This is a genomic window from Nostoc piscinale CENA21 (assembly GCF_001298445.1).
Classification (GTDB): Bacteria; Cyanobacteriota; Cyanobacteriia; order Cyanobacteriales; family Nostocaceae; genus Nostoc_B; species Nostoc_B piscinale_A.
Genome location: NZ_CP012036.1, coordinates 6,980,113 through 7,004,448, shown reverse-complemented (window position 1 = coordinate 7,004,448; position 24,336 = coordinate 6,980,113). Strand labels below are relative to the sequence as shown.

23 protein-coding genes and 2 tRNA genes are annotated in these 24,336 nt (G+C 38.1%); 14 read left to right on the top strand and 11 right to left on the bottom strand.

Annotated features, from left to right (window positions below; all coding sequences use genetic code 11):
* Nucleotides 1–29 precede the first annotated feature (29 nt).
* Together ACX27_RS30140 and leuB are read right to left on the bottom strand one after the other, a co-directional pair.
* Nucleotides 30–290: a hypothetical protein gene (locus tag ACX27_RS30140; RefSeq protein WP_062297946.1), complete on the bottom strand. Its 261-nt coding sequence runs from the start codon at nucleotides 288–290 to the stop codon at nucleotides 30–32.
* A gap of 92 nt (nucleotides 291–382) precedes the next feature.
* Complete coding sequence (leuB, locus tag ACX27_RS30135) at nucleotides 383–1,468, bottom strand: 3-isopropylmalate dehydrogenase (protein WP_062297944.1); 1,086 nt, start codon at nucleotides 1,466–1,468, stop codon at nucleotides 383–385.
* A 101-nt stretch (nucleotides 1,469–1,569) separates the two neighbouring features.
* Between leuB and ACX27_RS30130 the strand changes: the two genes are divergently transcribed.
* From ACX27_RS30130 to ACX27_RS35530, 6 genes are all read left to right on the top strand, one after another.
* Nucleotides 1,570–1,794, top strand: coding sequence for a hypothetical protein (locus ACX27_RS30130; protein ID WP_062297943.1), 225 nt, complete (start codon nucleotides 1,570–1,572; stop codon nucleotides 1,792–1,794).
* A 138-nt stretch (nucleotides 1,795–1,932) separates the two neighbouring features.
* The gene (locus ACX27_RS30125) at nucleotides 1,933–2,799 is read left to right on the top strand and encodes a mechanosensitive ion channel family protein (RefSeq protein ID WP_062297941.1); all 867 of its coding nucleotides are present in this window, start codon (nucleotides 1,933–1,935) and stop codon (nucleotides 2,797–2,799) included.
* Nucleotides 2,800–3,142: 343 nt separating this feature from the next.
* Complete coding sequence (locus tag ACX27_RS30120) at nucleotides 3,143–4,093, top strand: ABC transporter ATP-binding protein (protein ID WP_062297940.1); 951 nt, start codon at nucleotides 3,143–3,145, stop codon at nucleotides 4,091–4,093.
* 34 nt (nucleotides 4,094–4,127) lie between these two features.
* Nucleotides 4,128–6,038 (top strand): ABC transporter permease, encoded by a 1,911-nt coding sequence (locus ACX27_RS30115; protein ID WP_062297938.1) that lies wholly within the window; start codon nucleotides 4,128–4,130, stop codon nucleotides 6,036–6,038.
* 120 nt (nucleotides 6,039–6,158) lie between these two features.
* Nucleotides 6,159–7,094 carry a hypothetical protein gene (locus tag ACX27_RS35535; RefSeq protein WP_335337747.1) on the top strand — a complete coding sequence of 312 codons (936 nt, stop codon included), beginning with the start codon at nucleotides 6,159–6,161 and terminating at the stop codon, nucleotides 7,092–7,094.
* 13 nt (nucleotides 7,095–7,107) lie between these two features.
* Nucleotides 7,108–7,887, top strand: coding sequence for a hypothetical protein (locus tag ACX27_RS35530; protein WP_335337746.1), 780 nt, complete (start codon nucleotides 7,108–7,110; stop codon nucleotides 7,885–7,887).
* An 83-nt stretch (nucleotides 7,888–7,970) separates the two neighbouring features.
* Here ACX27_RS35530 and ACX27_RS30105 read toward each other — a convergent pair whose 3' ends face one another.
* Nucleotides 7,971–8,915 carry a hypothetical protein gene (locus ACX27_RS30105; protein WP_062297937.1) on the bottom strand — a complete coding sequence of 315 codons (945 nt, stop codon included), beginning with the start codon at nucleotides 8,913–8,915 and terminating at the stop codon, nucleotides 7,971–7,973.
* A gap of 411 nt (nucleotides 8,916–9,326) precedes the next feature.
* Here ACX27_RS30105 and ACX27_RS30100 point away from each other — a divergent pair.
* The 4 genes from ACX27_RS30100 (at nucleotide 9,327) to ACX27_RS30080 (ending at nucleotide 12,584) form a co-directional block, all read left to right on the top strand.
* A tRNA-Tyr gene (locus ACX27_RS30100) sits at nucleotides 9,327–9,396 on the top strand.
* A 2-nt stretch (nucleotides 9,397–9,398) separates the two neighbouring features.
* Nucleotides 9,399–9,473: transfer RNA gene (locus ACX27_RS30095), tRNA-Lys, on the top strand.
* Between the two features lie 437 nt (nucleotides 9,474–9,910).
* A complete protein-coding gene (locus tag ACX27_RS30085; protein WP_062297935.1) occupies nucleotides 9,911–10,951 on the top strand; it encodes a reverse transcriptase family protein in 1,041 nt (346 codons plus the stop codon).
* Between the two features lie 1,096 nt (nucleotides 10,952–12,047).
* Nucleotides 12,048–12,584: a RidA family protein gene (locus tag ACX27_RS30080; protein ID WP_235526429.1), complete on the top strand. Its 537-nt coding sequence runs from the start codon at nucleotides 12,048–12,050 to the stop codon at nucleotides 12,582–12,584.
* Between the two features lie 105 nt (nucleotides 12,585–12,689).
* On the opposite strand, the gene ACX27_RS30075 is transcribed toward ACX27_RS30080, so the two are convergent.
* The 5 genes from ACX27_RS30075 to ACX27_RS34730 all read right to left on the bottom strand — a co-directional run bounded on the left by ACX27_RS30075 (nucleotide 12,690) and on the right by ACX27_RS34730 (nucleotide 16,508).
* On the bottom strand, nucleotides 12,690–13,385 hold the full coding sequence (locus ACX27_RS30075) for a manganese catalase family protein (protein ID WP_062297931.1): 696 nt from the start codon (nucleotides 13,383–13,385) through the stop codon (nucleotides 12,690–12,692).
* Between the two features lie 231 nt (nucleotides 13,386–13,616).
* Complete coding sequence (locus ACX27_RS30070; RefSeq protein ID WP_062297930.1) at nucleotides 13,617–13,889, bottom strand: GlsB/YeaQ/YmgE family stress response membrane protein; 273 nt, start codon at nucleotides 13,887–13,889, stop codon at nucleotides 13,617–13,619.
* A gap of 486 nt (nucleotides 13,890–14,375) precedes the next feature.
* Complete coding sequence (locus ACX27_RS30065) at nucleotides 14,376–15,131, bottom strand: ParB N-terminal domain-containing protein (RefSeq protein ID WP_062297928.1); 756 nt, start codon at nucleotides 15,129–15,131, stop codon at nucleotides 14,376–14,378.
* Entirely contained in the window at nucleotides 15,131–15,631 is a 501-nt protein-coding gene (locus ACX27_RS34735) for a ParA family protein (RefSeq protein WP_250635686.1), read from the bottom strand. Before ACX27_RS34735 ends, ACX27_RS30065 begins: the two co-directional genes overlap by 1 nt.
* Nucleotides 15,621–16,508 carry an AAA family ATPase gene (locus ACX27_RS34730; RefSeq protein ID WP_250635685.1) on the bottom strand — a complete coding sequence of 296 codons (888 nt, stop codon included), beginning with the start codon at nucleotides 16,506–16,508 and terminating at the stop codon, nucleotides 15,621–15,623. The genes ACX27_RS34735 and ACX27_RS34730 overlap by 11 nt, the downstream gene beginning before the upstream one ends.
* A gap of 333 nt (nucleotides 16,509–16,841) precedes the next feature.
* On the opposite strand from ACX27_RS34730, the gene ACX27_RS30055 reads away from it, so the two are divergent.
* The gene (locus ACX27_RS30055) at nucleotides 16,842–17,726 is read left to right on the top strand and encodes a ParA family protein (protein ID WP_062297926.1); all 885 of its coding nucleotides are present in this window, start codon (nucleotides 16,842–16,844) and stop codon (nucleotides 17,724–17,726) included.
* A 56-nt stretch (nucleotides 17,727–17,782) separates the two neighbouring features.
* Here ACX27_RS30055 and ileS read toward each other — a convergent pair whose 3' ends face one another.
* A complete protein-coding gene (ileS, locus tag ACX27_RS30050; RefSeq protein WP_062297925.1) occupies nucleotides 17,783–20,665 on the bottom strand; it encodes an isoleucine--tRNA ligase in 2,883 nt (960 codons plus the stop codon).
* Between the two features lie 140 nt (nucleotides 20,666–20,805).
* Here ileS and tcmP (ACX27_RS34725) point away from each other — a divergent pair, with 140 nt between their 5' ends.
* Together tcmP (ACX27_RS34725) and tcmP (ACX27_RS34720) are read left to right on the top strand one after the other, a co-directional pair.
* A complete protein-coding gene (gene tcmP / locus ACX27_RS34725; RefSeq protein WP_250635684.1) occupies nucleotides 20,806–21,291 on the top strand; it encodes a three-Cys-motif partner protein TcmP in 486 nt (161 codons plus the stop codon).
* A 34-nt stretch (nucleotides 21,292–21,325) separates the two neighbouring features.
* Nucleotides 21,326–21,934, top strand: coding sequence for a three-Cys-motif partner protein TcmP (gene tcmP / locus ACX27_RS34720; RefSeq protein ID WP_250635683.1), 609 nt, complete (start codon nucleotides 21,326–21,328; stop codon nucleotides 21,932–21,934).
* On the opposite strand, the gene ACX27_RS30040 is transcribed toward tcmP (ACX27_RS34720), so the two are convergent.
* On the bottom strand, nucleotides 21,924–22,700 hold the full coding sequence (locus ACX27_RS30040) for a DUF5131 family protein (RefSeq protein ID WP_062297923.1): 777 nt from the start codon (nucleotides 22,698–22,700) through the stop codon (nucleotides 21,924–21,926). The two genes, tcmP (ACX27_RS34720) and ACX27_RS30040, sit on opposite strands and share 11 nt — an antisense overlap.
* Nucleotides 22,701–22,942: 242 nt before the next feature.
* On the opposite strand from ACX27_RS30040, the gene ACX27_RS30035 reads away from it, so the two are divergent.
* A complete protein-coding gene (locus tag ACX27_RS30035; protein ID WP_418006529.1) occupies nucleotides 22,943–23,209 on the top strand; it encodes a DUF4926 domain-containing protein in 267 nt (88 codons plus the stop codon).
* 141 nt (nucleotides 23,210–23,350) lie between these two features.
* Here the strand turns inward: ACX27_RS30035 and ACX27_RS30030 are convergent, their stop codons facing one another.
* Nucleotides 23,351–24,049: a Ycf66 family protein gene (locus ACX27_RS30030; protein WP_062297921.1), complete on the bottom strand. Its 699-nt coding sequence runs from the start codon at nucleotides 24,047–24,049 to the stop codon at nucleotides 23,351–23,353.
* Between the last annotated feature and the right edge of the window lie 287 nt (nucleotides 24,050–24,336).

The following is a 24,336-nucleotide window of genomic DNA, read 5'->3' as shown; positions in this document are numbered from 1 at the left end:
ACTAATGACCAATGACTAATGACTCATAACTAATACATGTGTGACTCAATTTGATTTAAAGGTACAAAACATTCTTGCGGTAAGAGAACGGGTTGGTTAGTAAAAATGACTTTGCCTCGATGGGTAACACGATTAATTGCTACCCCGGAAGGCTGCCCCACAATTTCAGGATGTACTTCACAATAAGTGTAGTAAATCTTGCCAGCCGCTCTGATGACTGCGGGATCAATCAGAGGTGGCTGGATTCTAGAGGCATTGAAATTAGCTGTCTCTTGTCGTAAAGCGTACACTATTTACTGCTAACTACTTACTAGATTTTGTCTATAGTGTACCCGAAAGTTTCTGTAAAGATTGCCAATTTGGCGAGTTTATGCAAAAAGAATTATTTCTCTAGTGCCTGAATGAGTGAATTCCCCATTGCCTGACAACCCAAAAGATTCATGCCTGGTGACATGATATCGCCTGTGCGATCGCCTTGTGCTAAAACTTGCAACACAGCTTTTTCGATGCTATCTGCTGCTTGTGGCTGATTTAACCCGTAGCGTAACATCATTGCGGCACTCAAAACCTGCGCTAAAGGATTCGCCTTATCTTGTCCTGCAATATCGGGTGCAGAACCGTGGACTGGTTCATATACACCAGGGCCAGAAGCACCTAAACTTGCAGAGGGTAGCATCCCAATACTGCCAGTTAACATCGCCGCCGCATCAGAGAGAATATCGCCAAACAAATTACCTGTGACAATCGTATCGAATTGTTTCGGAGCGCGGACTAATTGCATCGCTGCGTTATCAACATAAAGGTGAGACAGTTCGACATCGGGATATTCGGCGGACAGTTTGGTGATGCGATCGCGCCATAACTGCGATACTTCTAATACGTTGGCTTTATCTACAGAACAGAGTTTACCGCGTCTTTTTCTGGCAGTTTCAAAGGCAACTCTCCCGATGCGCTCAATTTCCGACTCACTGTAAACCATTGTATTCAAACCGCGTTTCTCACCTGTTTCGGTTTCAAAAATTCCCTTGGGTTTACCAAAGTAAATTCCACCAGTGAGTTCTCGCACCACCATAATATCTACGCCTTCCACAACTTCCCGTTTCAAAGTCGAAGCGTCAATTAACTGCGGCAAAATTTGGGCGGGGCGTAAATTGGCAAATAAACCCAAACCCGCGCGGAGTCCTAACAAACCTGCTTCTGGGCGCTGGTGAGATGGTAAAGTATCCCACTTATAACCACCAATAGCGGCGAGTAATACAGAATCACTATTGCGACAAGTATCTAAGGTAGCGGCTGGTAGAGGTTCGCCTGTCGCGTCAATGGCTGCACCACCAATTAAAGCTTCTTGGAAGGCAAACTCAATATCAAATTTTTTCCCTACGACTTTCAGCACATCTACCGCCACTGCCATAATTTCAGGGCCAATGCCATCGCCGGGAAGTAAGGTAATGCGGTAGTTTTGAGTCATAGCTAGTTTCTATTAGGTAAATGCTTGCAGATTAAATATCATACCGAGCAAGATGCACATCTGGAAGCTTTAATTTTTACGGTGGGTATTGGAGGTAATCAATGCTAGACGTGACTAAACTGACTCAAGCTGAAATTAGAAGGTTGGGAATAGAAGCCTTGACAAAAGCTCTTGGCCCTGATGGAATGGCAAGATTTATGCAGCAATTTGAAAAAGGTAGTGGAGATTACACAAAAGATAGAGATCAAATTTTAGGAAATCCAACAATCGATGACATCTTTAGCAGAATTGAAGAGCATCGAAAAACACAGGAAGAGGGCGAATAATAAACTAATTCTGACTAACTTCAATAGAGTAACAGTTTTTGGTATTTATCCAAACATTAAAAAAAAACTGTTCCTGAAAACTTTTTGCTCAGTTTCTTGTAATGTTTTGGATAAAACTAGCAAGAAATAAAAAAGTTTATGAATTTGAATCAAATTGGCCAAGTAGCAGTTGCACTGTTAACGACTTTTGGCTTGAAAATCCTGGGTGCGATCGCTCTGTGGATTGTGGCACAAAAGCTGATTGATTTTGCACTCAAGTTAGTCAGACGTGGTTTCCGCAGTCAACACGTTGATCCAACTCTAGTTAACTACCTGCTTAATATCATCGGCGTAACTTTAAGAATTGTTTTAGTTGTCGCCATTCTCGGCTTCTTCGGTATTGAAACCACTTCGTTTGCTGCATTGTTAGCCGCCGCAGGTGTGGCGATTGGTGCAGCGTGGGGTGGATTGTTAGCTAACTTTGCTGCTGGTGCGTTTTTGATTGTGTTTAGTCCATTTAAAGTTGGCGACTTTATCACAGCAGCAGGTGTCACAGGTACAGTTACAGAAATTGGACTGTTCACAACCAATATCACCACGCCAGATAATGTGTTAACAATTGTCGCCAATAACAAGATTTTTTCTGATAATATCCAAAATTTCTCAGCCAATCCCTACCGTCGAGTTGATCTACTGGCACAACTACATCACAATGTCGATCATAATGATGCGATCGCTCGTCTCAAAGCCAGAATCAGCCAAATTCCCAACGTAGTCAATAATCCTGCACCAGATGTAGAAATTATTACATTTAATTTAGCAGGGCCAGTCCTAGCAGTCCGTCCTTACTGCAATAACGAACATTACTGGCAAGTTTATTTTGACACCAATAAAGTTATTCGTGAAACCTTTGGTGAAGCCGGTTATCCTATTCCAGAACAACGTTATGCCTTTAGTAATCAATTGGCAAACGGTACACCAGAAGATGCCCAATCTATTATCTCATCTGCATCTTTGATGAGTTAAGTTTGCCTTATTTCAATCTAATTACATTTGTCTAAATACCCGAATTTGATAAATCAGTCGGGTATTTTTTTTATGCAATCAAGACACAAGAATTTTTCCTCAATTAATCGCATTTCTCACTCGTTGTAGACAAGTCATACACAACTCCTCTCTCTCCCTTGTTTCCCTTATCCCCCTTGTCATTTCAAATAAAACCGCTACACAGCCACTGAAATAATTACGTAACATTCAACACTAAGCATCAAGTTCCGATAAACTCAGTTTCAATTTCCGAAACGAGACTGACAACCGCGGTAGAGAGAGGCTAGGTTAGTTAAGAATCAATCACCGTACTCTCGCAGCTATGGTAAAAGAATTAGCAATTCGCACCTGTGGACTCACCAAGCAATTTGAAAGGTATATAGCCGTAAATGATGTTCATTTGGAAATTGAAACGGGTGAAGTCTACGGACTGATAGGGCCGAATGGTGCAGGTAAAACGACTCTCATTCGGATGTTAGCAACGGCTGAGGAACCAACTACGGGTGAGATATATATTAACGGCGATCGCATGGTACGGGACAAGAGTAACCCGACTATCAAGCGTCGTCTTGGTTATTTACCCGATGACTATCCCCTGTATGAAGATTTAACAGTTTGGGATTATCTCGATTACTTTGCGCGTTTGTATCGTTTGCGCGAACCACGTCGCACTCAACGTCTACACGAAGTTTTAGAACTCATTCAATTGGGGAATAAACGCAACAGTTTAATTTCTACACTGTCACGGGGGATGAAACAGCGCCTTAGTTTAGCACGCACTATCATCCATGAGCCGATTTTACTACTACTAGATGAACCTGTATCGGGTCTTGATCCAATTGCAAGAATGCAATTCCGCGAAATTATCAAAGCTTTGCAAGAAGCTGGAATGACAATTTTAATTTCGTCCCATGTTCTGAGCGATTTAGCGGAACTGTGTACTTCGATTGGAATTATGGAGTTAGGTTTTTTAGTAGAAAGTGCTTCACTCGAACAACTTTATCAGCGATTAGCTAGACAACAAATTATTTTGTCAACCTTGGGCAGAATTGATGCTGTAATTAGTGAATTGAAAAATCATCCTTTGGTAGAAGAATGGGAATTTTTACCAGGAAGTAATAATCTGCGTGTGAACTTTTCTGGTGATCAGAATGCTTGTGCAGAATTGTTGCGATCGCTAATTCAAGCTGATATCCCCGTTACTGACTTTCATTGCACTCAAGAAGACCTAGAAAGCATTTTTATCAAGCTTGGTCATAAACAAGCATCTTAAATTATCAACTTTCACACTTAGAATCATTACTCTTATGTATCTCAATCTTTTGGATAAAATTGGCGATTGGAACCCTCAGCTTCTGCGAGAAATTAAAGGTCGTCTTAAAGGTTTTAATTTAATATTTGCTTTTGCTATCTCTCTAATTGCTCAGTTAGGACTTGCTCTCTATCATCTTGGTCAATATCCTCATAACAAATATGCCATGAATGGCTCATATTGTAATCTGAGCAAAGGTTATCAAAAACAAATTGAATCAGTTTATAAACTCATAGATAATACTCAAAGGCAAATCAACTTCTATAATAGTAAGCAAAACTATGATTTAACCAAACTTCAAGACTTCAAAGCACAATTAAAATCACTCGAAGCACAACAACAACAGTTAAATAATTATTTATATCAGCAGCCATGTCCTGTTGCTGAAATTAACTTTCAAATGTGGTGGCGTGACCACTGGGAATATATATTTATCACACTCTGCATAGTTTTTATCTACATACTATTAGTTGCTGGGACATATTTACTAGTCAACAATCTCGCCCAAGAAGAAAAGCGCGGTACGCTGAATTTTATCCGCCTCAGTCCCCAGCCAGAAACCAGCATTTTAACTGGCAAAATTCTAGGTGTCCCAATTGTCATTTACTTGGTAATTTTGCTAGCGATTCCCTTACATATATGGTCAGGAATTTCTGCCCGAGTTAACATCAGTTATATTTTCAGCTTTTATATCGTCTTAGCTACTAGTTGTTTCTTCTTTTACAGTGCCACGTTATTATTTGGCTTGATGAGTAATCGATTTAGTGGTTTTCAACCTTGGTTGGCTAGTGGTGCAGTTCTCATATTCTTACTAAATACAATGCAATTTGCATTTAATAGTGAAGGCTTACACACCACAGCAGCTTGGCTGAGGCTATTAAGTCCTTTTGATATGCTGAAATATATGTTCCCAAATCTCTTGAATAGAAGCAACCCATCATTATTAGCAGAAACCCAATTTTTTTACATACCATTAGGGAAAAATATTTTTACATTTACTGGGTTACACCTACTCAATTATGGTGTTGGTTGCTATTGGATTTGGCAAGCACTTGGGCGGCGATTTCGTAATCCTAATGCTACCTTACTCAGTAAAGCACAAAGTTACTTACTTGTAGCTGGTTCTCAAGTAATTTTTTGGGGCTTCACCCTGCAATATACTAAAAATTATTGCCCCGCTTACCGACAATATAAACCAATAAACTGTTACTATGATTTGAACTATCAAATTGGTCAAAACTTCTTCTGGATTGTATTCTTTAACTTCGTTATATTAACTTGTTTGTTCATGATTTTGTCTCCTCATAGACAACAAGTACAAGATTGGGCAAGATATCGTCATCAACAAACATCTAGCAGTGATACTTTTAGTCAGAAATCTGTATGGCGTGATTTAATTTGGCATGATAAAAGCCCTGTCATAGTTTCAGTTGGGTTGAGTTTAATAATCATTACTCTCCCCTTATTAGTTTGGATTATCCTCGCCCCAGCTTTGAATATTCACCATAACAGTGCTATTGACTGGGTGAATAAAATTGGCAGACTGAAAGCTATTTTAGGAGTGGCAATGTTTATTACTATAGCTATGATTTACGCCACCATAGTGCAGAGAATACTATTGTTAAAGACTTCCAAGCGTGTGTTTTTTGCAAGTATGATTCTAGGTGCATTGATGTTAACGCCACCTTCTCTATTTGGTTTATTGTACATTAGACCTGAAGAAAATGCTGTCTTGTGGTTATTTTCTAATTTTCCTTGGGCTGCTTTGGAATACTCAGCCACAACAACAGTTTTTATGTCACTTTTAGCCGAGTTTACTGTTTTAGCTTTGTTAAATGTACATTTGACAAATCAGGTGAAGTTAGCTGGAGAATCTGCAACGAAAGCATTATTAGCCGGACGGTAATTCATAAGCAATATAGCAGTCCTATTTGACAAGGGGGACAAGGGAGACAAGGTAGAGGGATGTTTGCACATCATTTAGGATTGCTATAGATAATTAACAAGTTACTGAGGAGAAATAATTATGATACAAGCTGTAGTAAATTACTTAGGAAATGGAAATCCGCAGTTATTTCGGGAACTTAAAGGACGACTGAAACCACGAAATATTTTATTAACATCTGCGTTATCATTGCTGGGTCAATTTATCTTATTCATGTCATTTCAATCCCAGTTACCTACACGCCATCACGCTGTACAAAACCTTAGTCATAGATATTGTACAGGTACCACAAAATATGACTTACCTGGATGTCTTGCTGATGGGTTCGGTAATGTAATTATCAATTGGCAATTATGGTCTTGGGATGTTTTCACCTGGTTAAATATTATTGTGAGCTTTGGTTTATTAGCAGCAGGAAGCTATCTACTAATTAATGATTTAGCTACTGAACAAAGACGCGATACCCTGAATTTTATTCGCCTGAGTCCCCAATCACCACAAAGTATTTTATGGGGAAAAATGCTCGGTGTTCCTGCTTTACTTTATGTGGCTGTAGTATTAGCATTACCTTTACATTTATGGATGGGTTTGAATGCCAAAATTTCTGTGATGGAAATTATCAGTTTTGATGCAGTAGTCATTGGGGCTAGTTTTTTATACTACAGTGCTGCATTACTATTTGGCTTGGTTGGTTCTTGGTTAGGAGGTTTTCAGCCTTGGTTAGGCAGTGGCACATTATTAGGATATCTCACATTTACCAAGCAAACTTTCACATCTAATTTTCCGGCTAATAATCCAGTTAATTTTTTTGGGCTACTTAACCCATATTTTTTAATGCCATATTTTGACGTTGAAATAGACAAGAAATTTAGTTTTGCTATTCCCAATTTCAAATCTTTTCATTGGTTCATTTTCTCCATAGGAGAAAGTTTTATTACTACCTCTGTCTTTGCATTAACAGTTTATCTTATCAGTGCGTACTTTTTTTTGGAAAGCTTTACAGCGTTGCTTTTGTGATCCTAATGTAACTATGTTGAGCAAAAAGCAGAGTTATTTACTAACTGCTGTTTTTAATTTTATCATTTTAGGATGTGCTGATTGGCAAGAATTAATATTTAATAGCTACCCTAGAAGTTATTCAATTCAGGAAAATGTTGGACTTTTAATGGTTTTAAATTTTGGGCTATTTTTATATTTAATTGCTGCGATTACTCCTGGTCGTCAAACACTGCAAGATTGGGCTAGATACCGACATATTACGCAACCCAAAGAATTAGGTAAAACTAGTGTAATTTATGATTTAATCTGGGGTGACAAAAGCCCAGGAATTTTAGCGATCGCTATTAATGCCATCATATCTGTGACTTGCTTAAGCTGTTTTGTTTTGATTTCACAAGTCAGCATCGAAAATAAAACTAATTCGTGGATGGCGCTGCTGTTTGCGGGTAGTTTAGCTGTGATATATGCAGCCTTAACTCAGTTAATTCTATTCATGAAAAATGAACAGCGCCAATTATGGGCCACAGGGGTGTTAGTGTCTTTCATTATACTCCCACCCATTTTCTTAGGAATATTTTTCCCTCGACCTGAAAACTACGTTATAGTTTGGCTATTTTCCATTGCTGCACCACTCATTGCTTTATCCTCATCAAAAAGCACCGATGGATTATTACTTGCTTATTTTCTGGCAATCTTAGGACATTTTGCGATCGCAGCATTTTTAGTATCTCAACTAACGCGCAAGTTGAAAAAAGCAGGAGAGTCTGCAACTAAAGCATTATTAACAGCAAGTGAGTCTGCTATTAGTTAAAATAGCTGTTGTGAATTGTAAAAATTGCAACTTTGAGATACCCGACTTCTTTTAGAAGTTGGGTATCTGTTTATTCAGCAAACTTATGTCGATTCTGGTAACTGGATGCGTTTTTGTCGAGTACCATACAGTTCTATGAATCGTTGAAACAATAACATTGTTTCATGTTTAGAAGCAGAATTTAGATTAAACAAACGCTCAACATTTGTGTCTGCTAAAGCCTGTAAATATGGTAAATCTTCAAAGAGCGTCAAACAAGTGGCACAGTGTAAAACAAATTGCAATATCGGCTTCGGCCAATCTAAATCACTGTAGATATCGATAAATAATTGATGTTCCCTCTCACTTATCGGGAAAGCGTGAAAGAGGACAACGATTCTTTTATCGTTATATGCAGGAATGCTCAGTTCAATAGTATAGGGAGTATGTAAAATTAAATCTACTTCTACTACTGGTTGCCGCCAAAATCTCAACAAATTCATATTTGGTTGCAACATAGTATTAAATTTAAGCACTCCCCCAATATGAGTTGTTTGGAACTGACTGATACTCAAAACCTTTAAACTATTCAGGCTGAATTTATGAACTGTTTCTAGGTGCTTTAAGTTGAGTAAGTGATAGATTTGGCAATAGTAAGGAAAAGGTAGAATATAATCTTGGCTAATCATGTGTCGCTTCTTCAACCTAAACTTGAGAGCTTGGCTGCGACTTAGATATTCTGCATATTCATTAGGCTCTACATCATTGCTGGTTAAGCTTTCTTCTGGTTTTAAATAAATCCAACTCACAAAAAAGAGGCAAGTCATCAATAGTTGCAATATCTCTACTGGTGATAAATTTCCATCCGACAACATCGCAAAACTTCTGTCTGTGATGGCAAATAACCATGATGGAATACCCATCATCCAAACACAACTTTTGATTTGATCTAATACTAGAGCTATTTCTACCTTTGTTGATGCTTGATTAGGATTATCTGTGTCAGGATCATTATTTTTATTTCTTGGTTTCAAGCAATTAACAGACATAGTATTTTAATAACGATATTGTTAGTAGATGAATATTTTCAACTACTTGTATCCTAATGATTGAAAATACGGATGCACTCTATCATTAGCTGTAAATATCAGTTAAATATTCCTGAATTCAATTAAAAATAATGTCTGGAGCTAATTAATTTGGTAGAGATGAGTACAATTGCCTGTTATTAGTTGGTTAGCTTGTTTTTTCTATTCTAACTACAGTTTTGCTGATGCTGCGATCGCCCAACCATAAAAAATAAATTAAATGGCAATTTACGTAAGATAAATTTTTGTGTTACATTGAGTTACAAGGTAATAATACATCTGCTCAACTATAGTTCGGGTTCTGTATTCCCGACTGGTGCGCCAACCTCTGGATTGAGCGTATACCGTAGAGTAATGGGTTGTTACTCCATCGCTTGATTAGCTCAGTGGTAGAGCAGCCGAGGTACTCGGTTAGTCGTAGGTTCGACTCCTACATCAAACACCCGAAAGTTAGCTCACTGGTAGAGCAATCGACTCTTAATCGATGTGTTGCAGGTTCAATTCCTGTACTTTCTCCCACCTTGTCTAGGTTAAAAGACAAATTTGCGGAATAGAGCAGTTGGGTAGCTCGTTGGGCTTGTCCCCAAAGATCAGTGGTTCAAATCCACTTTCTGCCACCAAAACCCTGTCCGGGTTAAAAGACACTATCCTGTCAAGATAGCTAATTGAATTTGAGTAAAAACTCTGCATTGTAGGTTGACTACTAATATTACTTAGTGGTTTTGGTAGTCACAGTTAAGGAGCCTGTGCAAATGTTTTCGCCTTAACTTGAGTATGTCCTTCGTTTACCTCCAGTTTTCTGGAATAGGCAAACTGAACGACATATTTGAGCGTTGCTGTCTTTTTTGAGATTATCTTTGGGTAGTTTCAAGAAAGTAGCAACAATCTTCATCCAGTTTTGGAGATACATTTGCCCGCAACTAAACTGTAAACACCTACATTTGCAGGGTTTTAAAATGAGTTGTCAAAATTATACTCAAAACAATATTGAACAGTTAAAAAAATGTAATTTAGATGTATATAATAATGCCGAGCAGATTGCAGCGGCTATGGAAATTAGTATTGATAAACTGCGGTTTCTTACCTTTACTTCTAAAACTTCCCAGATTTCACATTACATTTACTTCAAAACTGCCAAAAAACTTGCAGGCGATCGCATTATTTCTGCACCCATGCCTGATTTAAAACGCGCTCAATATTGGATTTTGCAGAATATTTTACAAAAAATTGCGATTCATGATGCCGCACATGGTTTTTGTGGCGATCGCTCCATCATCACTAATGCTAATCCCCACGTTGGCGCAGAAATAATTATGAATATCGACTTGCAAGATTTTTTCTCGGCTATTACATATCAGCGTGTTAAAGGACTCTTTCAATCATTCGGTTATGCTTCATCTGTAGCTACAATCTTTGGTTTATTATGTACTGCGCCTGTAGTGGAAGAACGCAACTTAGATGGTAAAACTGACTTTGTGGAATTTAAGCAACGTCATCTTCCCCAAGGTTCCCCAGCCAGTCCTGCAATTACCAATATTATTTGTCGTAATTTAGATCAGCGTTTGTGTGCGATCGCTGAAAAATTTGGTTTTACTTACACCCGCTATGTTGATGATTTAACATTTTCTGCATCAGGTGAGAATCTTCAACATACCAAAAATATCATCAAGCAAGTTCAGTCAATTATCTCTGACGAAGGATTTGCCATCAATCCCGACAAAACCCGCATTTTGCGAAACTCTCAACAGCAAGAAGTTACAGGTATTATCGTTAATCAAAAAATTAATATCTCTCGGAAAAAGTTAAAAAGCTTCCGTGCAACTCTACATCAAATAGAAAATGAAGGCTTAGAAGGTAAGCATTGGGGTAACTCATCCAACCTCATCGCCTCCATCACCGGATTTGCCAACTTTGTCGCAATGGTTAACCCCGAAAAAGGCGCAGAGTTTCAACAACAAATTCAGCGTATTCAAGAAAAATATGGCAAGAATAAGTAGGTGAAAACCATTATTTAGAAGGCGCATTTCGACTCCGCTCAATGCTCAATCAGCTGAAGCGAAGAGAGCTTTGCCAAAGTGTTGACAAAAATCTCTACCTTGTCTCCCTTGTCTCCCTCATCCACCTTGTCTCCCTTATCCACCTTGTCCCTTTCATTCATCCAAACCAGACTGCCATATTATCTTGAGTTACATTAATGAGTGATTAGCAATACATTGTGCAAGCTTTAGTTTGGGTTCTGTATGCCCAACTGGTACGCCAACCATTGGATTGAACGTATACCGCCGCGCGATATGTAACTAGTCATCAGAAAGTGTACTCCTTTGTGAGCGATCGGTGTATCGCCGATTGATAACAGGTATATCCTGTACTTTCTTCCATCACACTCCGCCTCAAGGCACCTTGTTAGGGACAAGGCTACTTTGCATTCCGAAAATCGGGAAAAAACAAAGAAAGAAAAATCTGCTTTGTTTGGTAAACTCTGCGATGTTGGTGTTCTGCTAACGTTGATTATCCGTAGTCTTCGTTAGTGACAGTAAAGAAGCTAGTGCAATTGTTTTCTCTTTAATTTTGAGTATGTCCCTTCGTTAGTCACATCTAGTTTTCTGGAACTGACAAACTGAACGGCATATTTGAGTGTTGCTGTCTTAGTTGAGATTACCTGTAGGTAGTTTCAAAAAAGTAGCGACAATCTTAATCCAGTTTTGGAGATGCAATTTGCCCGCAACTAAACTGTTAACACTGACATTTGCAGAGTTTAAAAATTAGAAATTGAGTCTTGATATTTCAATTCTTAAAACTAAATAACAGCTATCTGATGTGAGATAAAAATCATTGATTTTGCTAAGAAAACAAGAACAGCAAATTTCTTCTAAAAATAGCTATTTTTTGAAATACTCAAGAGTAATTATTCAAATATTAAAGATATTTTAAAGTTAGTATATTAGCTGCGTAATTGCACCAATTTTTTTAAAAAATTGTGTGATTTTTGATTCCAATTAACCACATAATAAAAGCATAGCCTAGTCAAAAATAGATCACTCAATCTAGGGAACTCCAATGACTCAACATATCACACGTGCGGTTAATTCAATAGTGACAAAATTTTCACGCAGAAATGCTCTTTTGTGGCTAGGCGGTAGCGGCTTAGGTACTGCTATAGTTGCAGGAACCCAAAAGGAAGTAGTCGCTCAGGGTAATGCAAATAAAAATGTGACTTTGCTGAATCCACCAACGTTATATAATGCGCCTCAAAATGGCTATAGTCATATAGCGATTACACCACCAAGAACAAGAACCGTGTATATTTCTGGTCAATTTGGTTCAGATTTACAAGGTAATGTGGTCTCCAATGATTATGAAGAACAATTAGTCAGGGCTTTTCAAAATCTGCGCTTTGCCTTAAATGCGGCTGGCGCAAGACCTAAAGATGTAGTTAAAACAACTGTTTTGATAGTAAACCACACCCAAGAAAAATTAATTCCGTTAGGACGCGAAATTGCTAATTTGTGGGGTAATCAACCACCTGCAAACACGCTCATTCCTGTTCCTCGATTGGCGCTTGATGGTATGTTGTTTGAAATTGATGCTTATGCTGTGATTCCAGAATCAGGCAATAATGGCTGGTATTAATTTCTAGATAATTAAAAAAGCCCACAAAATAAGTCAGGGAAGAAACTCCCCCTGACTTAAGTCATAATTATTGAGTGTTGACAAGGAATTAGGAGGACAAAAACTTTAGTTAGTTTTGCTTTCTAAAGGATTAGCAACGTATTTGAAAGCAGGTTCAGAATTCCAGGGGCCGCGCTCATCGTGACCATTGCCATTACTAGACAGGTTGTAGTAAATATTCACGGTTTCATCAGGCTGAATATTACCAAAGAATGGATCGGTCAATTTACCCAGAGAATCTAATGCTTTCATGAACATCTGGGTGTGAGAAATTTCTCTGGTTAACAAATGCACCAAAGTATTTTTCGTACCTTGATCGGGTGCTAATTTGATTAACTCTTCGTAAGTTTGACGAGCGCCAGCTTCAGCCGCAATATTAGCTCGTAAATCACGAACTACATCTCCACCTTCGTTGATATAGTTAGCTGTCCAAGCATTACCTTGACTGTCTAAAAAGTGAGGGCCAATTCCGCGAACAGCGAACAGAGTACTTTTATAAGCATCTGTTTGGTCAGTATCTTTAGTGTGTGCTTCAATTAGTTTACCAACCATTTCTAAATGCCCGAATTCTTCAATGGCAATATCTTGCAACATATCTCGAATTCCAGCATTTTCCACATGAAAAGATTGCACCCAATATTGCAAAGCGGCGGTTAGTTCTCCTGTTGCACCACCAAACTGCTCAAGCAGTAACTGAGCAAAACGGGGATTGCTGTCATTAACATTGACAACATGAATTGGATCTTTCTTATGGAAAAACATGCAAGACCTCTGCGATTATTTTCAACAAAACATAGCGGGCAATAAATTTATTGCCTTGGCAGTTGATAGCTTTTAACTGCTTTTATAGATAAACAATATGATTAGTGTGTTGTTGGCAAACTAGCTTTCTACAGTAGGTATGTCAAAACAATGTTTTGGGGTGATAAAGAGTGTTATTGGTGAAATTTACCAAACACACTCTCGGTTTAATAATGGTTTAGTCACGAGGGTTTAAGCATTACTGCTTCTTTGCAACAATCCCCACAAGTAAATAGCAATAATTGCACCGATGATTGCTATAAATAAACCGGGAAGACTAAAAGTAGTTGCCGTCAATTGCAAAGTCCCCGTTTGCAACAAAGTGTATAAACTTCCTCCAATAAAGGCACCAACAATACCTAAAATCATTGTTGAAAGAATACCGCCACCTTGATAACCAGGGTAAATTGCTTTAGCGATCGCACCAGCTAATAGACCTAATATTATCCAAGCAATAATATTCATAACGACCTCGAAAATCTCATCTGTACTCAGATTAACAACATTGATTTATCGGCGTTTCTTCCAGATGAGGTAACTTTTGAAGTCGAAAGATAGATAGATTTTTCTCTACCAATTTATAGATAACAATACCTAAATATAGCCATTCTATTTGAGATATCAATCAGAGAGACACGGTAGACAAGGGAGATAAGGTAGATAGATGTTTGTCAATCATTTAGATTGCTATATCTCAAGACGCTTGTAGTTTCTTAGTGTTAAATAATGTATGAAACATGAGATATTTACACAATCGTCCATTGATAATTTACAGGCGATCGCATTACCAAAGCCTTAAACACCTACTTAGTTTCTCGGTAGTCTGAATGAAAAATCATTTAGGCGGATTTTATAAAACACAAACCTTAAGCCTCATGCAAAGGCGTAAAGATTTATATGATTGATGTAAGATGTCTAGTATTTTGTCTTAACTTTGCTCATAAGTAAGAATTACTTAAATACTAGACGTGACCAACTATCAATAATATCAACCATTTTATCACCACTAATTCCTTTAACTTGTTTTTTGCCCGATGTAATTGTTACTCTTTCTATTACATCTTTTAACGACTCAAATGATTTCTTTTTACGAACTTTCTCAATAGTTTCAGCAACTTGAACTGATTTTTTATCTGTAAATCCAGCCGTTCTTAATCTGAAAGTAAGTTCTAGTACATTTAAACTATTAAATGCTTCTAATGGTGTAATCTGTTTGGGTATTTGAGTTTCAAGTGACTTTATGTATTCATAGAGTTTTTGTCTTTCTTGTTTTTCTTGTGCTAATTCTACTCTTAATTCATTAATTTGCTTATCTATTAAACTTAACTCATGCTTTTCCAAGCGTATTTCAGATTTTTCTGTTCCTGTAGATGTTATATTTTCTATAGTATTAGAATAGTTAAATTCTCGAAATGCAGCTACTTGCTTTAGAAGTATATCCTCATTTTTAGGTGAAATTACAAAAGCATTAACCATTTCACCCTTGCGAGGATTTTTTTCTTTTGCTTTTAAAGCAGCATAGTACTCAAAATGCCCGTCAATAACTGTATAATTTTCTGCATCAGTTGGCTTTAAAACTAATGGTCTTATAATTCCTCCACTTTCTAGAATTATCTCTGCTAGGTTATCTAAATCAGCTTCAGAAAAATTTGACCGAGGTATATTAGAATTAATATCTTTTACGTCTACAAGATAAAATTTCATCATTAATTAACCCCCATTTTTTGTAAAACTTCATCTGCTAATATTGCAAACTCCATCGCAGATTGTTCAGCATTTGATTTAACTTCTGCAAATTTAATAACAGATTTAGGATCAGGATATTCTAATTCTCCAACTGTTATTGTTTGATTCATACACTCTGACAACACTGTTCTATCATAAATTACTGCTTCGAGCAGAGGTAGATTATAGCGTTCTAATATTACATTTCTCTGTTTTGGAAATGTGTATTGTAGAAATTTAGCATTAGTAGAAATTTTAGATGCAAGAACACCTATAATATTGATGGGTAATTTACCTATATCATCTCTATATTCATTAACTTGTTTAATAAAATTTCTTACTGTCGGTAAACCTTGATTTGCAAATGGTTTTAAATCCGAAGGAATTATTAAGTAATCAGCCGCGATCAAAGCAACTTCCGCATAATAATCTCTTGATGGAGGTGTGTCAATAATTACAATATCATAATTACTATCTACCATCTTCAATTTTTTTTACTAACCTACGTCTAGTAGCAGCAATTTTGTTTAATGTATCTTGATATTCAATCAAGGTTATATGAGAAGGTATTACATCAATCTCAGGATTATTAAAGTATTGAGATTGACGAACAATATCTGGAATATAATTAAATTCTCCTGACTCTATTAAATGATATACATTTTTGTCTTTTAAATCATCATCTTCCTCAAATTGAAATTTAATTAGCCCTGTAGCAAAAGTAGTATTTGCTTGGGAATCTATATCAATTAATAGAACTCTTTTACCTTTCTTACTTAAAGCTGCTGCAAGGTTAACAGCAATAGTTGTTTTTCCAACTCCGCCTTTATTATGGTAGATTGCTATGATCTTCATGGAATTTTTTCCTTGCTCCTGTGAATTCAATTTTTCTTGATAACTATGAATTACAATGTTGTCTATTGCCTGATTGTTGAGACTATTTCTACCAATCAAGCTTTTAATTTCTTCTATTTTTATCTCTACATCTTTCCCCGCACAAGAAAAAACTAACTTAATATCATCACCTAATTTTTCATAAATTCTAATCTCTTTGCCGTTAGTCAATAATCCATATCTCACATTCAAGCTGGTTAAATAATGCCTGAGTCTGAGAAAGTGATTATTTAAGTTTTGTTTAGGATGCTTTGCTTCCATCACCACACTCAATGGTGAGTTAGCATCTATGACAAATGGTAAGACTTGTGCAGCAAACGCCAGAAAATCTAAGCGGATACTACCAACGGCGACTTCTTGATGCCAAGTGTCTGGTGTATATCCTAACTGTGGTAGCAAATATTGGACTATGAGTTTGCTTTCAACTTCACTTTCGTTACGGCACAACTCAGGATTGAAAGCCAAATTATTTACCTCGATAGAATTTAATTTATTGCATCATGCTTATATCTGTTTGATTCTGCCACAAAATTACTTATCAAGGTTGTGTATAAATATTTTTTAAGTATTTGTAAAAAAAAGAAATATCATTTTGAACAGAGTAATTTCCACAAACCTCAGATCCCCAACTTCTTCCAAAAGTTGACGATCTCTTTGTTGGGGAATGATTCAAGACTGCTATAATTTGAAAGTTTTAATTTTTGATTTCCCACAAATATTAAATTTAACGAAAATTTTAAGCGTTCATGATGGGTGTACGCTACCTAGATGGGAATGCGTCATCAGAGGAATTAACAAATGGGATATGTAATTGCTACTGCAAATATGAAAGGCGGTGTAGGGAAAACTACTCTCACCGTCAACTTAGCTACTTGTTTGGCGAAAAATTACGGTAAGCGGGTGCTGGTATTAGATTTAGATACTCAAATTAGCGCCACGCTGAGTCTGATGTCGCCTTTAGATTTCGCCAAGCTTCGCAAACAAAGAATGACATTTAGATATTTAATCGATGATGTCATTAATCCAGATCCCAATAGCAAGCTGACAATTAACGATATTATCCAACCCCAAGTTTGTGGACTTAGCGAACTAAATTTATTACCAGGTGATATCGATTTATATGATGAGTTTGTGGTGTCAGAAATGCTGCATAAACAAACGGTTGCTTTTGGTGAACAAAACTTTGAAACTGTGTGGAATCGGTTTGAGCGAGTATTGATAAATAACATTTTAAAACCAGTGCGTGATCAATATGATTTTATTCTGTTAGATTGCGCTCCTGGTTACAATTTGCTGACTCGTAGTGCTTTAGCTGCTAGTGATTTTTACATCCTCCCCGCCAAGCCAGAACCTTTATCTGTGGTGGGAATTCAACTTTTAGAAAGACGCATTGGCCAGTTAAAAGATAGTCATGAACATGAAGCGAAAATTAATATCAAAATGTTAGGCATTGTGTTTAGTATGTGCAATACTAGTTTGCTGACTGGCAGATATTACAAACAAGTAATGCACCGAGTTGTGGAAGATTTTGGTGTAGAACAAATTTGTAAAGCACAAATTCCTGTTGATATTAATGTAGCGAAAGCTGTTGATAGTTTTAGTCCGGCTGTTTTGAATGCACCTCAATCTGCTGGTTCTAAAGCATTTTTGCAGTTAACTCAAGAGTTGTTGCAGAAGTTATAGGTGATAGGTGACAGGTGATACAAAAGAACTGTAACCTGTCACCTGTCACCTACTTCCTAAAAAGTCCCAGCTAAGGCAGGAACGCACCTTTCGCACAATAAGGGATGCTCTTGCGATTCTCCCACATGGGTTGAGTAGTTCCAGCAGCGATCGCATTTTTCCCCATCTGCATTCACTACTCCAATTCCCCAGCTATCAGACTGCGAGTTGTATTTCACATCTTGCAGTTTGTCGGCAGAATCTAACATTTCTACTTGAGAGGAAAGGAATAAATAACGGAGTTCATCGATACCGTTACCTACTTCAGGATTCAAGGTATTTACTGAGGAGCGTAATTGCTCATCTTTCACATAGAGCAAGATTTTTGACTCTAGGGAAGAACCGATTAGCTTTTCTCCTCTTGCTTGCTCTAATACCTTGTTGACATCAGTACGGATTTGCCGTAGTTGTTGCCAGAATTGAGCTAACTCTGGATTATCCCATTTATCTTCTAATCGCACCCAACCAGCTTCAAACACTGATTTGTAGGGTGTTTTGTAGGGGAGATATTGCCAGATATCTTCCGCAGTATGGCAGAGAACAGGTGCGATCGCTCGTGCTAAATTTTCTAAAGCGATGTGTATTACTGTCTGACAACTGCGACGGCGAAACGCATTCGGCGCACTGATGTACAGCCGATCCTTGGCAATATCTAAATAGAAGTTAGATAAATCCACCACACAGAAATTCTGCACTGTTTGGAAGAAACGGAAGAATTGGAAACTTTCAAAAGCTTCTGTTACTTCCTGGAACACCTCACGAATGCGGTGCAGCATATATTTATCTAACTGCGGCAAATCCTCAAAAGGAATTGCATCTGTTTCGGGGTCGAAATCATGCAAGCTTCCCAACAAGAACCGCGCCGTATTACGAATCTTACCGCGTACATCGTTTAGTTGCTTGATGATATTTTTCCCAATGCGAACATCACCGGAGTAGTCTACCGATGATACCCACAATCTCAGTACATCTGCACCATAAGCTGGGTCTGATTTTTGATTTTTTCCGCCTTCAATGATGGCATTGGGGTCAACAACATTTCCTTCTGATTTGCTCATCTTACGCCCTTGCTCATCCAAAGCAAAGCCGTGAGTTAACACAGTTTTGTAAGGTGCAATGCCATTTACCGCCACACTAGTCAGCAAACTCGACTGAAACCAACCGCGATGTTGGTCAGAACCTTCTAAGTATATATCGGCGGGGTAGCGTAACTCTGGACGTTGCTTAAGTACAGCCGCCCAAGATGAACCAGAATCAAACCATACGTCCATTGTGTCTGTACCTCTGCGGTAAGACTTGCCGTTATTGCGGTAAGGCTCTGGTAACAATTCCTCTACCGACAATTCCCACCAAGCATCAGAACCTTTTTCAGCAATGATGCGTTGAACGTGGGTGATAGTTTCCTCATTTAACAGAGGTTCGCCAGTTTCCTCATCATAGAACACCGGAATTGGCACACCCCAAGCACGCTGACGAGAAATACACCAGTCAGAACGTTCCGCCACCATTGGCGTGATGCGATTTTCACCTTGGGCTGGTATCCATTTTACAGATGCGATCGCCTTTAATGCTTCATCCCTAAATCCTTGCACCGAAGCAAACCACTGTTCCGTCGCCCGGAAAATTGTTGGTTTTTTTGTCCGCCAGTCATAAGGATACTTGTGTTGGTAAGGTTCCTCCTTCAACAGCGAACCCGCCGCCGTCAGCGCATCAATTACAGCTTGATTTCCATCACCCAACACATTCAACCCTGCAAACTGTCCCGCTTCCTCGGTAAAGTTGCCGTTATCATCCACTGGCGCAAGGATAGGCAAGCCGTAACGCTGACCAACAATGTAGTCTTCTTGACCGTGACCAGGGGCAGTATGTACCAACCCAGTACCCGACTCAGTGGTGATGTAATCACCACCAACTACAACCGGACTCTCCCGGTCATATAAAGGATGACGGTAAGTAGTATGTTCTAACTCCTTACCCTTAAAAGTCGCTTTGACAGTCAACTCAGCAGAGATAGTGGCCGCCAACCGTTCCACCAAATCCGCCGCCACAATTAGATATTTAAATCCTCTCTGCACCTCTGCGTCTTTGCGTAAGACTTCCACCACCGCGTAATTCAAATCCCCATTCACCGCCACAGCCAAGTTACCGGGAATTGTCCAAGGCGTAGTAGTCCACACAGCCACACCCAACTCTGACTGATACTCTCCCAAAGCTGATTGTGTCGCCTCCGACAAACCAGTAACAGGGAACGCAGCGTAGATACTCCGTGAAGTATGCCCTTCAGGATATTCCAACTCCGCCTCAGCCAAAGCAGTTTTAGAACTTGGACTCCAGTGAACAGGCTTCAACCCACGATAGATGTATCCTTTTAACACCATCTGCCCAAATACACCAATCTGCGCCGCTTCATATTCCGGCTTCAGCGTTAAATATGGGTTATCCCAGTCTCCCCAAACACCGTAGCGTTTGAAACTTTTACGTTGGTCATCTACCGTTGCTAAAGCGAATTCCTTAGCTTTTTGACGCAATTGCAAAGGCGTTAAACTTTGCCGTTCTGCCGACTTAAGATTTTGCAAAACTTTCAGTTCAATTGGTAAACCGTGGCAGTCCCAACCAGGCACATAACGAACCTTACGCCCTTGTAACAACTGGTAGCGATTAATAATATCTTTGAGAATTTTATTTAAGGCATGACCAATATGCAGAGAGCCATTTGCGTAGGGAGGGCCATCGTGCAGTATAAATAATTCGCCTGGATTTTCTTGCGACAGGCGTTCAAAAATTTGATTGTCTGCCCAAAACTTTTGAATTTCAGGTTCACGCTTGATGGCGTTAGCCCGCATCTCAAAATTAGTTTTAGGTAGATTTACAGTGTCTTTGTAACTTCCAGTTTCCGTCACAGCTTCATGCCTAAGAATATATGTGCAGGTTTTATCAATTATAGAAGATGGCAGGAAGTCTAATACTATGGGATTTTCATTCTAGACATCAAATAATATCGAATTTAGTATATTAATTACGACACATCTACTAATTAAGTATGATTAACTCTTCTTTTTTTGATGAACAAAAAGAGCAATCTTTAATAAAAGCCAGAATTGTTGAAAAATATTTTTGGGCTTGGGCAAAGGTAATTATACCAACTGCTAAAAAAGCGGGATACCCACTTGCCTATATAGACCTTTTCGCTGGGCCGGGTAGATACAAAGACGGTTCAAAATCGACACCAATCAAAGTTTTAGAAACAGCAATTGCTGACCCAGATATGCGAAATATGCTAAAGACATTATTCAATGATGCTAATCCTGAGCATACTGGGTCTTTGCAAAAAGCTATAGATATGATTCCAGGAATTGATCAATTAAAGCATAAGCCTGACGTAATGAATTTTGAAGTAGGTGAAAATATCGTTCAGGCTTTTTCTCACCTTAAATTAATCCCAACATTATTTTTTGTAGATCCTTGGGGATATAAGGGTCTATCTTTACAACTTATCAACTCAGTTGTAAAAAAACTGGGGCTGTGATTGTATTTTCTTTTTCAATTACAACCGTATCAATATGGGTGTAAGTAATGCAGCAGTTGATGAACATATAAATGCGTTATTTGGAAAGAATAGAGCAGACAAGTTACGAGAAAAACTTAAGCCGCTCAACTCTCTAGAGCGTGAATTAACAATTATAGAAGCTATTTGCGAAGCTTTAGAAGAAATGGGTGGAAGGTATGTTTTACCATTCCGCTTTAAACACGAAAACGGCAATCGTACAAGTCATCATTTAATCTTCGTCAGTAAACATTTTAAAAGCTATGAAATCATGAAAGAGATCATGGCAAAAGAAAGCTCTGATCAAAATCAAGGTGTCGCTTCTTTTGAATACATTCCAGCCACTTATATGCAACCATTATTATTTGAACTGTATCATCCTCTCGATGAATTAGAAGAAATGTTATTAGATAAATTTGCAGGTCAAACAATAACTATGCAAGAAATTTATACGCAACATAATGTTGGTAGACGTTACATTAGCAAGAATTATAAGGCTGCTCTTAATGGTCTTGAAGCTAAAGGTAAGATACAAGCAGATCCACCTGCAAATAAGAGACGTAAAATCAAGGGTGAAATTAGCTTTGCAGATTCAGTAAGAGTTCATTTTCCTTCTAAGCCGTAAGTTCCAAATTACCTTTTTTGAAAGACAGTTTTTTCTGAGGATTATTCCATATATTGTAATGTTCTTGCCAAGCTGGAGGCATTTCATCCCATATTTGACCATCTAGTAATCTACCTCCAGCTTTAGATGTTCTACCACCAATCTGCTTAAAGAAAAATGCTACTCCTGCTTTTTGACATTGATCACGAATATTTTCTGCCCACTCAATTTTCATGACACGATGTTTTTGCCCCGACTCTCCACCAACAATCACCCAATCAATATTTTTTAAGTCAAGGTTCAATGAACCTAAAAGTGGTTCACAGGAAAGAAAACGTAAATTTGCAGGAACTTGACGAAGAAAATCAATACGATGAATGTAATTTTGATTTTCAACTGATACACCCAACCAAATATTTTTATGGAATTCTAAATGAGGTGATAATTCAACGAGTCTTTCTGGTCTTTTTGTTAAAATTTGATATATATGCCAAGGTGTTTCATGAATGACTTTAAATACCTTATGAATAAAATCAAGGGGTACTTCTTCGTGAAACAGATCACTCATAGAGTTCACAAATATTCTGCTTGGTGTACGCCATTTTAAAGGGTCGTTTAGCCTTTCAGGGTGTAATGTTAAATCAAACCCATTTTTAAAATTATTGGGAAAGCGTTTAGTCAGAGCTTCTGCATAGCAATGTAAACAACCTGGACTAACTTTATTACAACCAGTTGTTGGATTCCAAGTTTTATCTGTCCACTCTATACCTGTGTGCGTGCTAGACATAGTTGTGTAACCTTAATATTTATTGATTTTGGTTAATTTAAAAATTAATAATTCATCTGTACTATTATCATACATCAAAATTGTTGATAAATAAATTGCCATAGCTTTTTTTGTAATAATTGGATATTATGACATCCCTTATTTCAGCAATCTACATCTTAAATTCAGTTAGAAACTAGAGGCTAACTCCGTTGGAACACTCTAGTCAATAGATACATGCGAATTATGATGAAATAATACTTATGTCCAACCAATATATCATCAATGAAGTTACACCAAAGTTGCTTGACTTAGTAGCATTGACAAGTTATCTGCCTGAATATAATTTGTTGCGTGGTCAAGTTGGTACGATAGTTGAAATATTAGCGGATGGAGCTGTATTTGAAGTAGAATTTAGCGATCGCAATGGTCAAACCTATGAATCTGTAGGTTTACGTCCAGAGCAAATTATGGTTTTACATTTTGAGCCAGCATCCCCTAGTTTTGTGTCGGAAATGGTGACAGCGTAAATAATCGTAACTAATCTTCGGGTACTCCAAAAAATAAATAGTATGTCGCTTAAATTGAGCGATCGCCACTAGCAACTTTAGATCACAGCAAAACCCAACATGATCATAAAATCAAGCTGGGTTTCACAAAATTTAACTAAATTAAGTGTTCGGCGGTATTTGTTCTGGTGGTGTTTCCGCCGGGGGAGCAAGCACCGCATCAGGCGCAATTTCTTCTACGGGGATTGGTTCTTTGTTTTCCGCTTCAGGATGTACTTGTGCTGCTTCCACCAATTCGGGGGATGGGGGATGGGGTGGAATTACTTCTGGAACAGCCTCAGTTACAGGTGCAGCATCTGTAGTCGCAGGTACTTCTTCAGGCGCAGGTTCTGGAATGGGCGTAGTTTTGTCAATAATCTCAACAGCAGGTTTCTCTGCTGGTACATTTTTACTGACAGGTGGTTGTACTTTGCTTTTCGCACCGCTAAAGGTGCTACTCAAACTTTGTTGTAATTTGCCAAAGCGTTCTTGAAGAGATAACTTTGTCACCTGTTCTTGAACAGAAGTTTTCACGGCTTCCGAACTAGGTACAGGCGTTTGTTGTAACTGTGGTGTAACTTGACGACGCAGTGATAAAGTTTGCCAACCAAACCACACCAAAAGAGCCACACTCGCCACATGGCCTAGTAATAATCCGCCGCTAATGTGGGGGGCAAACACCCATAATACTAAAGCGTAAAACAGTCCAATGCCACTCCAAATAAAATCATTCTTTCGGTGGATTTCGGGAAAAAAGAACGCCGATACGTAGAGTAATAAACTACCAATACCGACCACCAAAGCTAGGACGTATGCCAGCATTTTTGGTTACTCCTTAACTATTTTGTTATCAGGTATTAGGGACTGGATACGGGAAAATTTATCTTAATTTAAGGAAAAATTATTCTGAATTTAATCCTTTATCCCATCTGCCTAATGCCTAAACTAGATACTCCAATTTTGCAAATTTTGCAGCACAATTGTTGAATTAGATACAATTTAAAACTTGTTATATGTGATGTTAGTTCTGAGCTTTTAGCAATCAAGGTAACTCTTAATGTCTTCTTTAGGGGATAAGAGAAACTCTCGGATTACCCTAAAAGATGAAA

Coding starts and splice junctions, on each gene's coding strand:
- leuB (WP_062297944.1), bottom strand. CDS start 1,468: ATGACTCAAAACTACCGCATTACCTTACTTCCCGGCGATGGCATTGGC.
- ACX27_RS30130 (WP_062297943.1), top strand. CDS start 1,570: ATGCTAGACGTGACTAAACTGACTCAAGCTGAAATTAGAAGGTTGGGA.
- ACX27_RS30125 (WP_062297941.1), top strand. CDS start 1,933: ATGAATTTGAATCAAATTGGCCAAGTAGCAGTTGCACTGTTAACGACT.
- ACX27_RS30120 (WP_062297940.1), top strand. CDS start 3,143: ATGGTAAAAGAATTAGCAATTCGCACCTGTGGACTCACCAAGCAATTT.
- ACX27_RS30115 (WP_062297938.1), top strand. CDS start 4,128: ATGTATCTCAATCTTTTGGATAAAATTGGCGATTGGAACCCTCAGCTT.
- ACX27_RS35535 (WP_335337747.1), top strand. CDS start 6,159: ATGATACAAGCTGTAGTAAATTACTTAGGAAATGGAAATCCGCAGTTA.
- ACX27_RS35530 (WP_335337746.1), top strand. CDS start 7,108: ATGTTGAGCAAAAAGCAGAGTTATTTACTAACTGCTGTTTTTAATTTT.
- ACX27_RS30105 (WP_062297937.1), bottom strand. CDS start 8,915: ATGTCTGTTAATTGCTTGAAACCAAGAAATAAAAATAATGATCCTGAC.
- ACX27_RS30085 (WP_062297935.1), top strand. CDS start 9,911: ATGAGTTGTCAAAATTATACTCAAAACAATATTGAACAGTTAAAAAAA.
- ACX27_RS30075 (WP_062297931.1), bottom strand. CDS start 13,385: ATGTTTTTCCATAAGAAAGATCCAATTCATGTTGTCAATGTTAATGAC.
- ACX27_RS30070 (WP_062297930.1), bottom strand. CDS start 13,889: ATGAATATTATTGCTTGGATAATATTAGGTCTATTAGCTGGTGCGATC.
- ACX27_RS30065 (WP_062297928.1), bottom strand. CDS start 15,131: ATGATGAAATTTTATCTTGTAGACGTAAAAGATATTAATTCTAATATA.
- ACX27_RS34735 (WP_250635686.1), bottom strand. CDS start 15,631: ATGGTAGATAGTAATTATGATATTGTAATTATTGACACACCTCCATCA.
- ACX27_RS30055 (WP_062297926.1), top strand. CDS start 16,842: ATGGGATATGTAATTGCTACTGCAAATATGAAAGGCGGTGTAGGGAAA.
- tcmP (WP_250635684.1), top strand. CDS start 20,806: ATGATTAACTCTTCTTTTTTTGATGAACAAAAAGAGCAATCTTTAATA.
- tcmP (WP_250635683.1), top strand. CDS start 21,326: ATGGGTGTAAGTAATGCAGCAGTTGATGAACATATAAATGCGTTATTT.
- ACX27_RS30040 (WP_062297923.1), bottom strand. CDS start 22,700: ATGTCTAGCACGCACACAGGTATAGAGTGGACAGATAAAACTTGGAAT.
- ACX27_RS30035 (WP_418006529.1), top strand. CDS start 22,943: ATGTCCAACCAATATATCATCAATGAAGTTACACCAAAGTTGCTTGAC.
- ACX27_RS30030 (WP_062297921.1), bottom strand. CDS start 24,049: ATGCTGGCATACGTCCTAGCTTTGGTGGTCGGTATTGGTAGTTTATTA.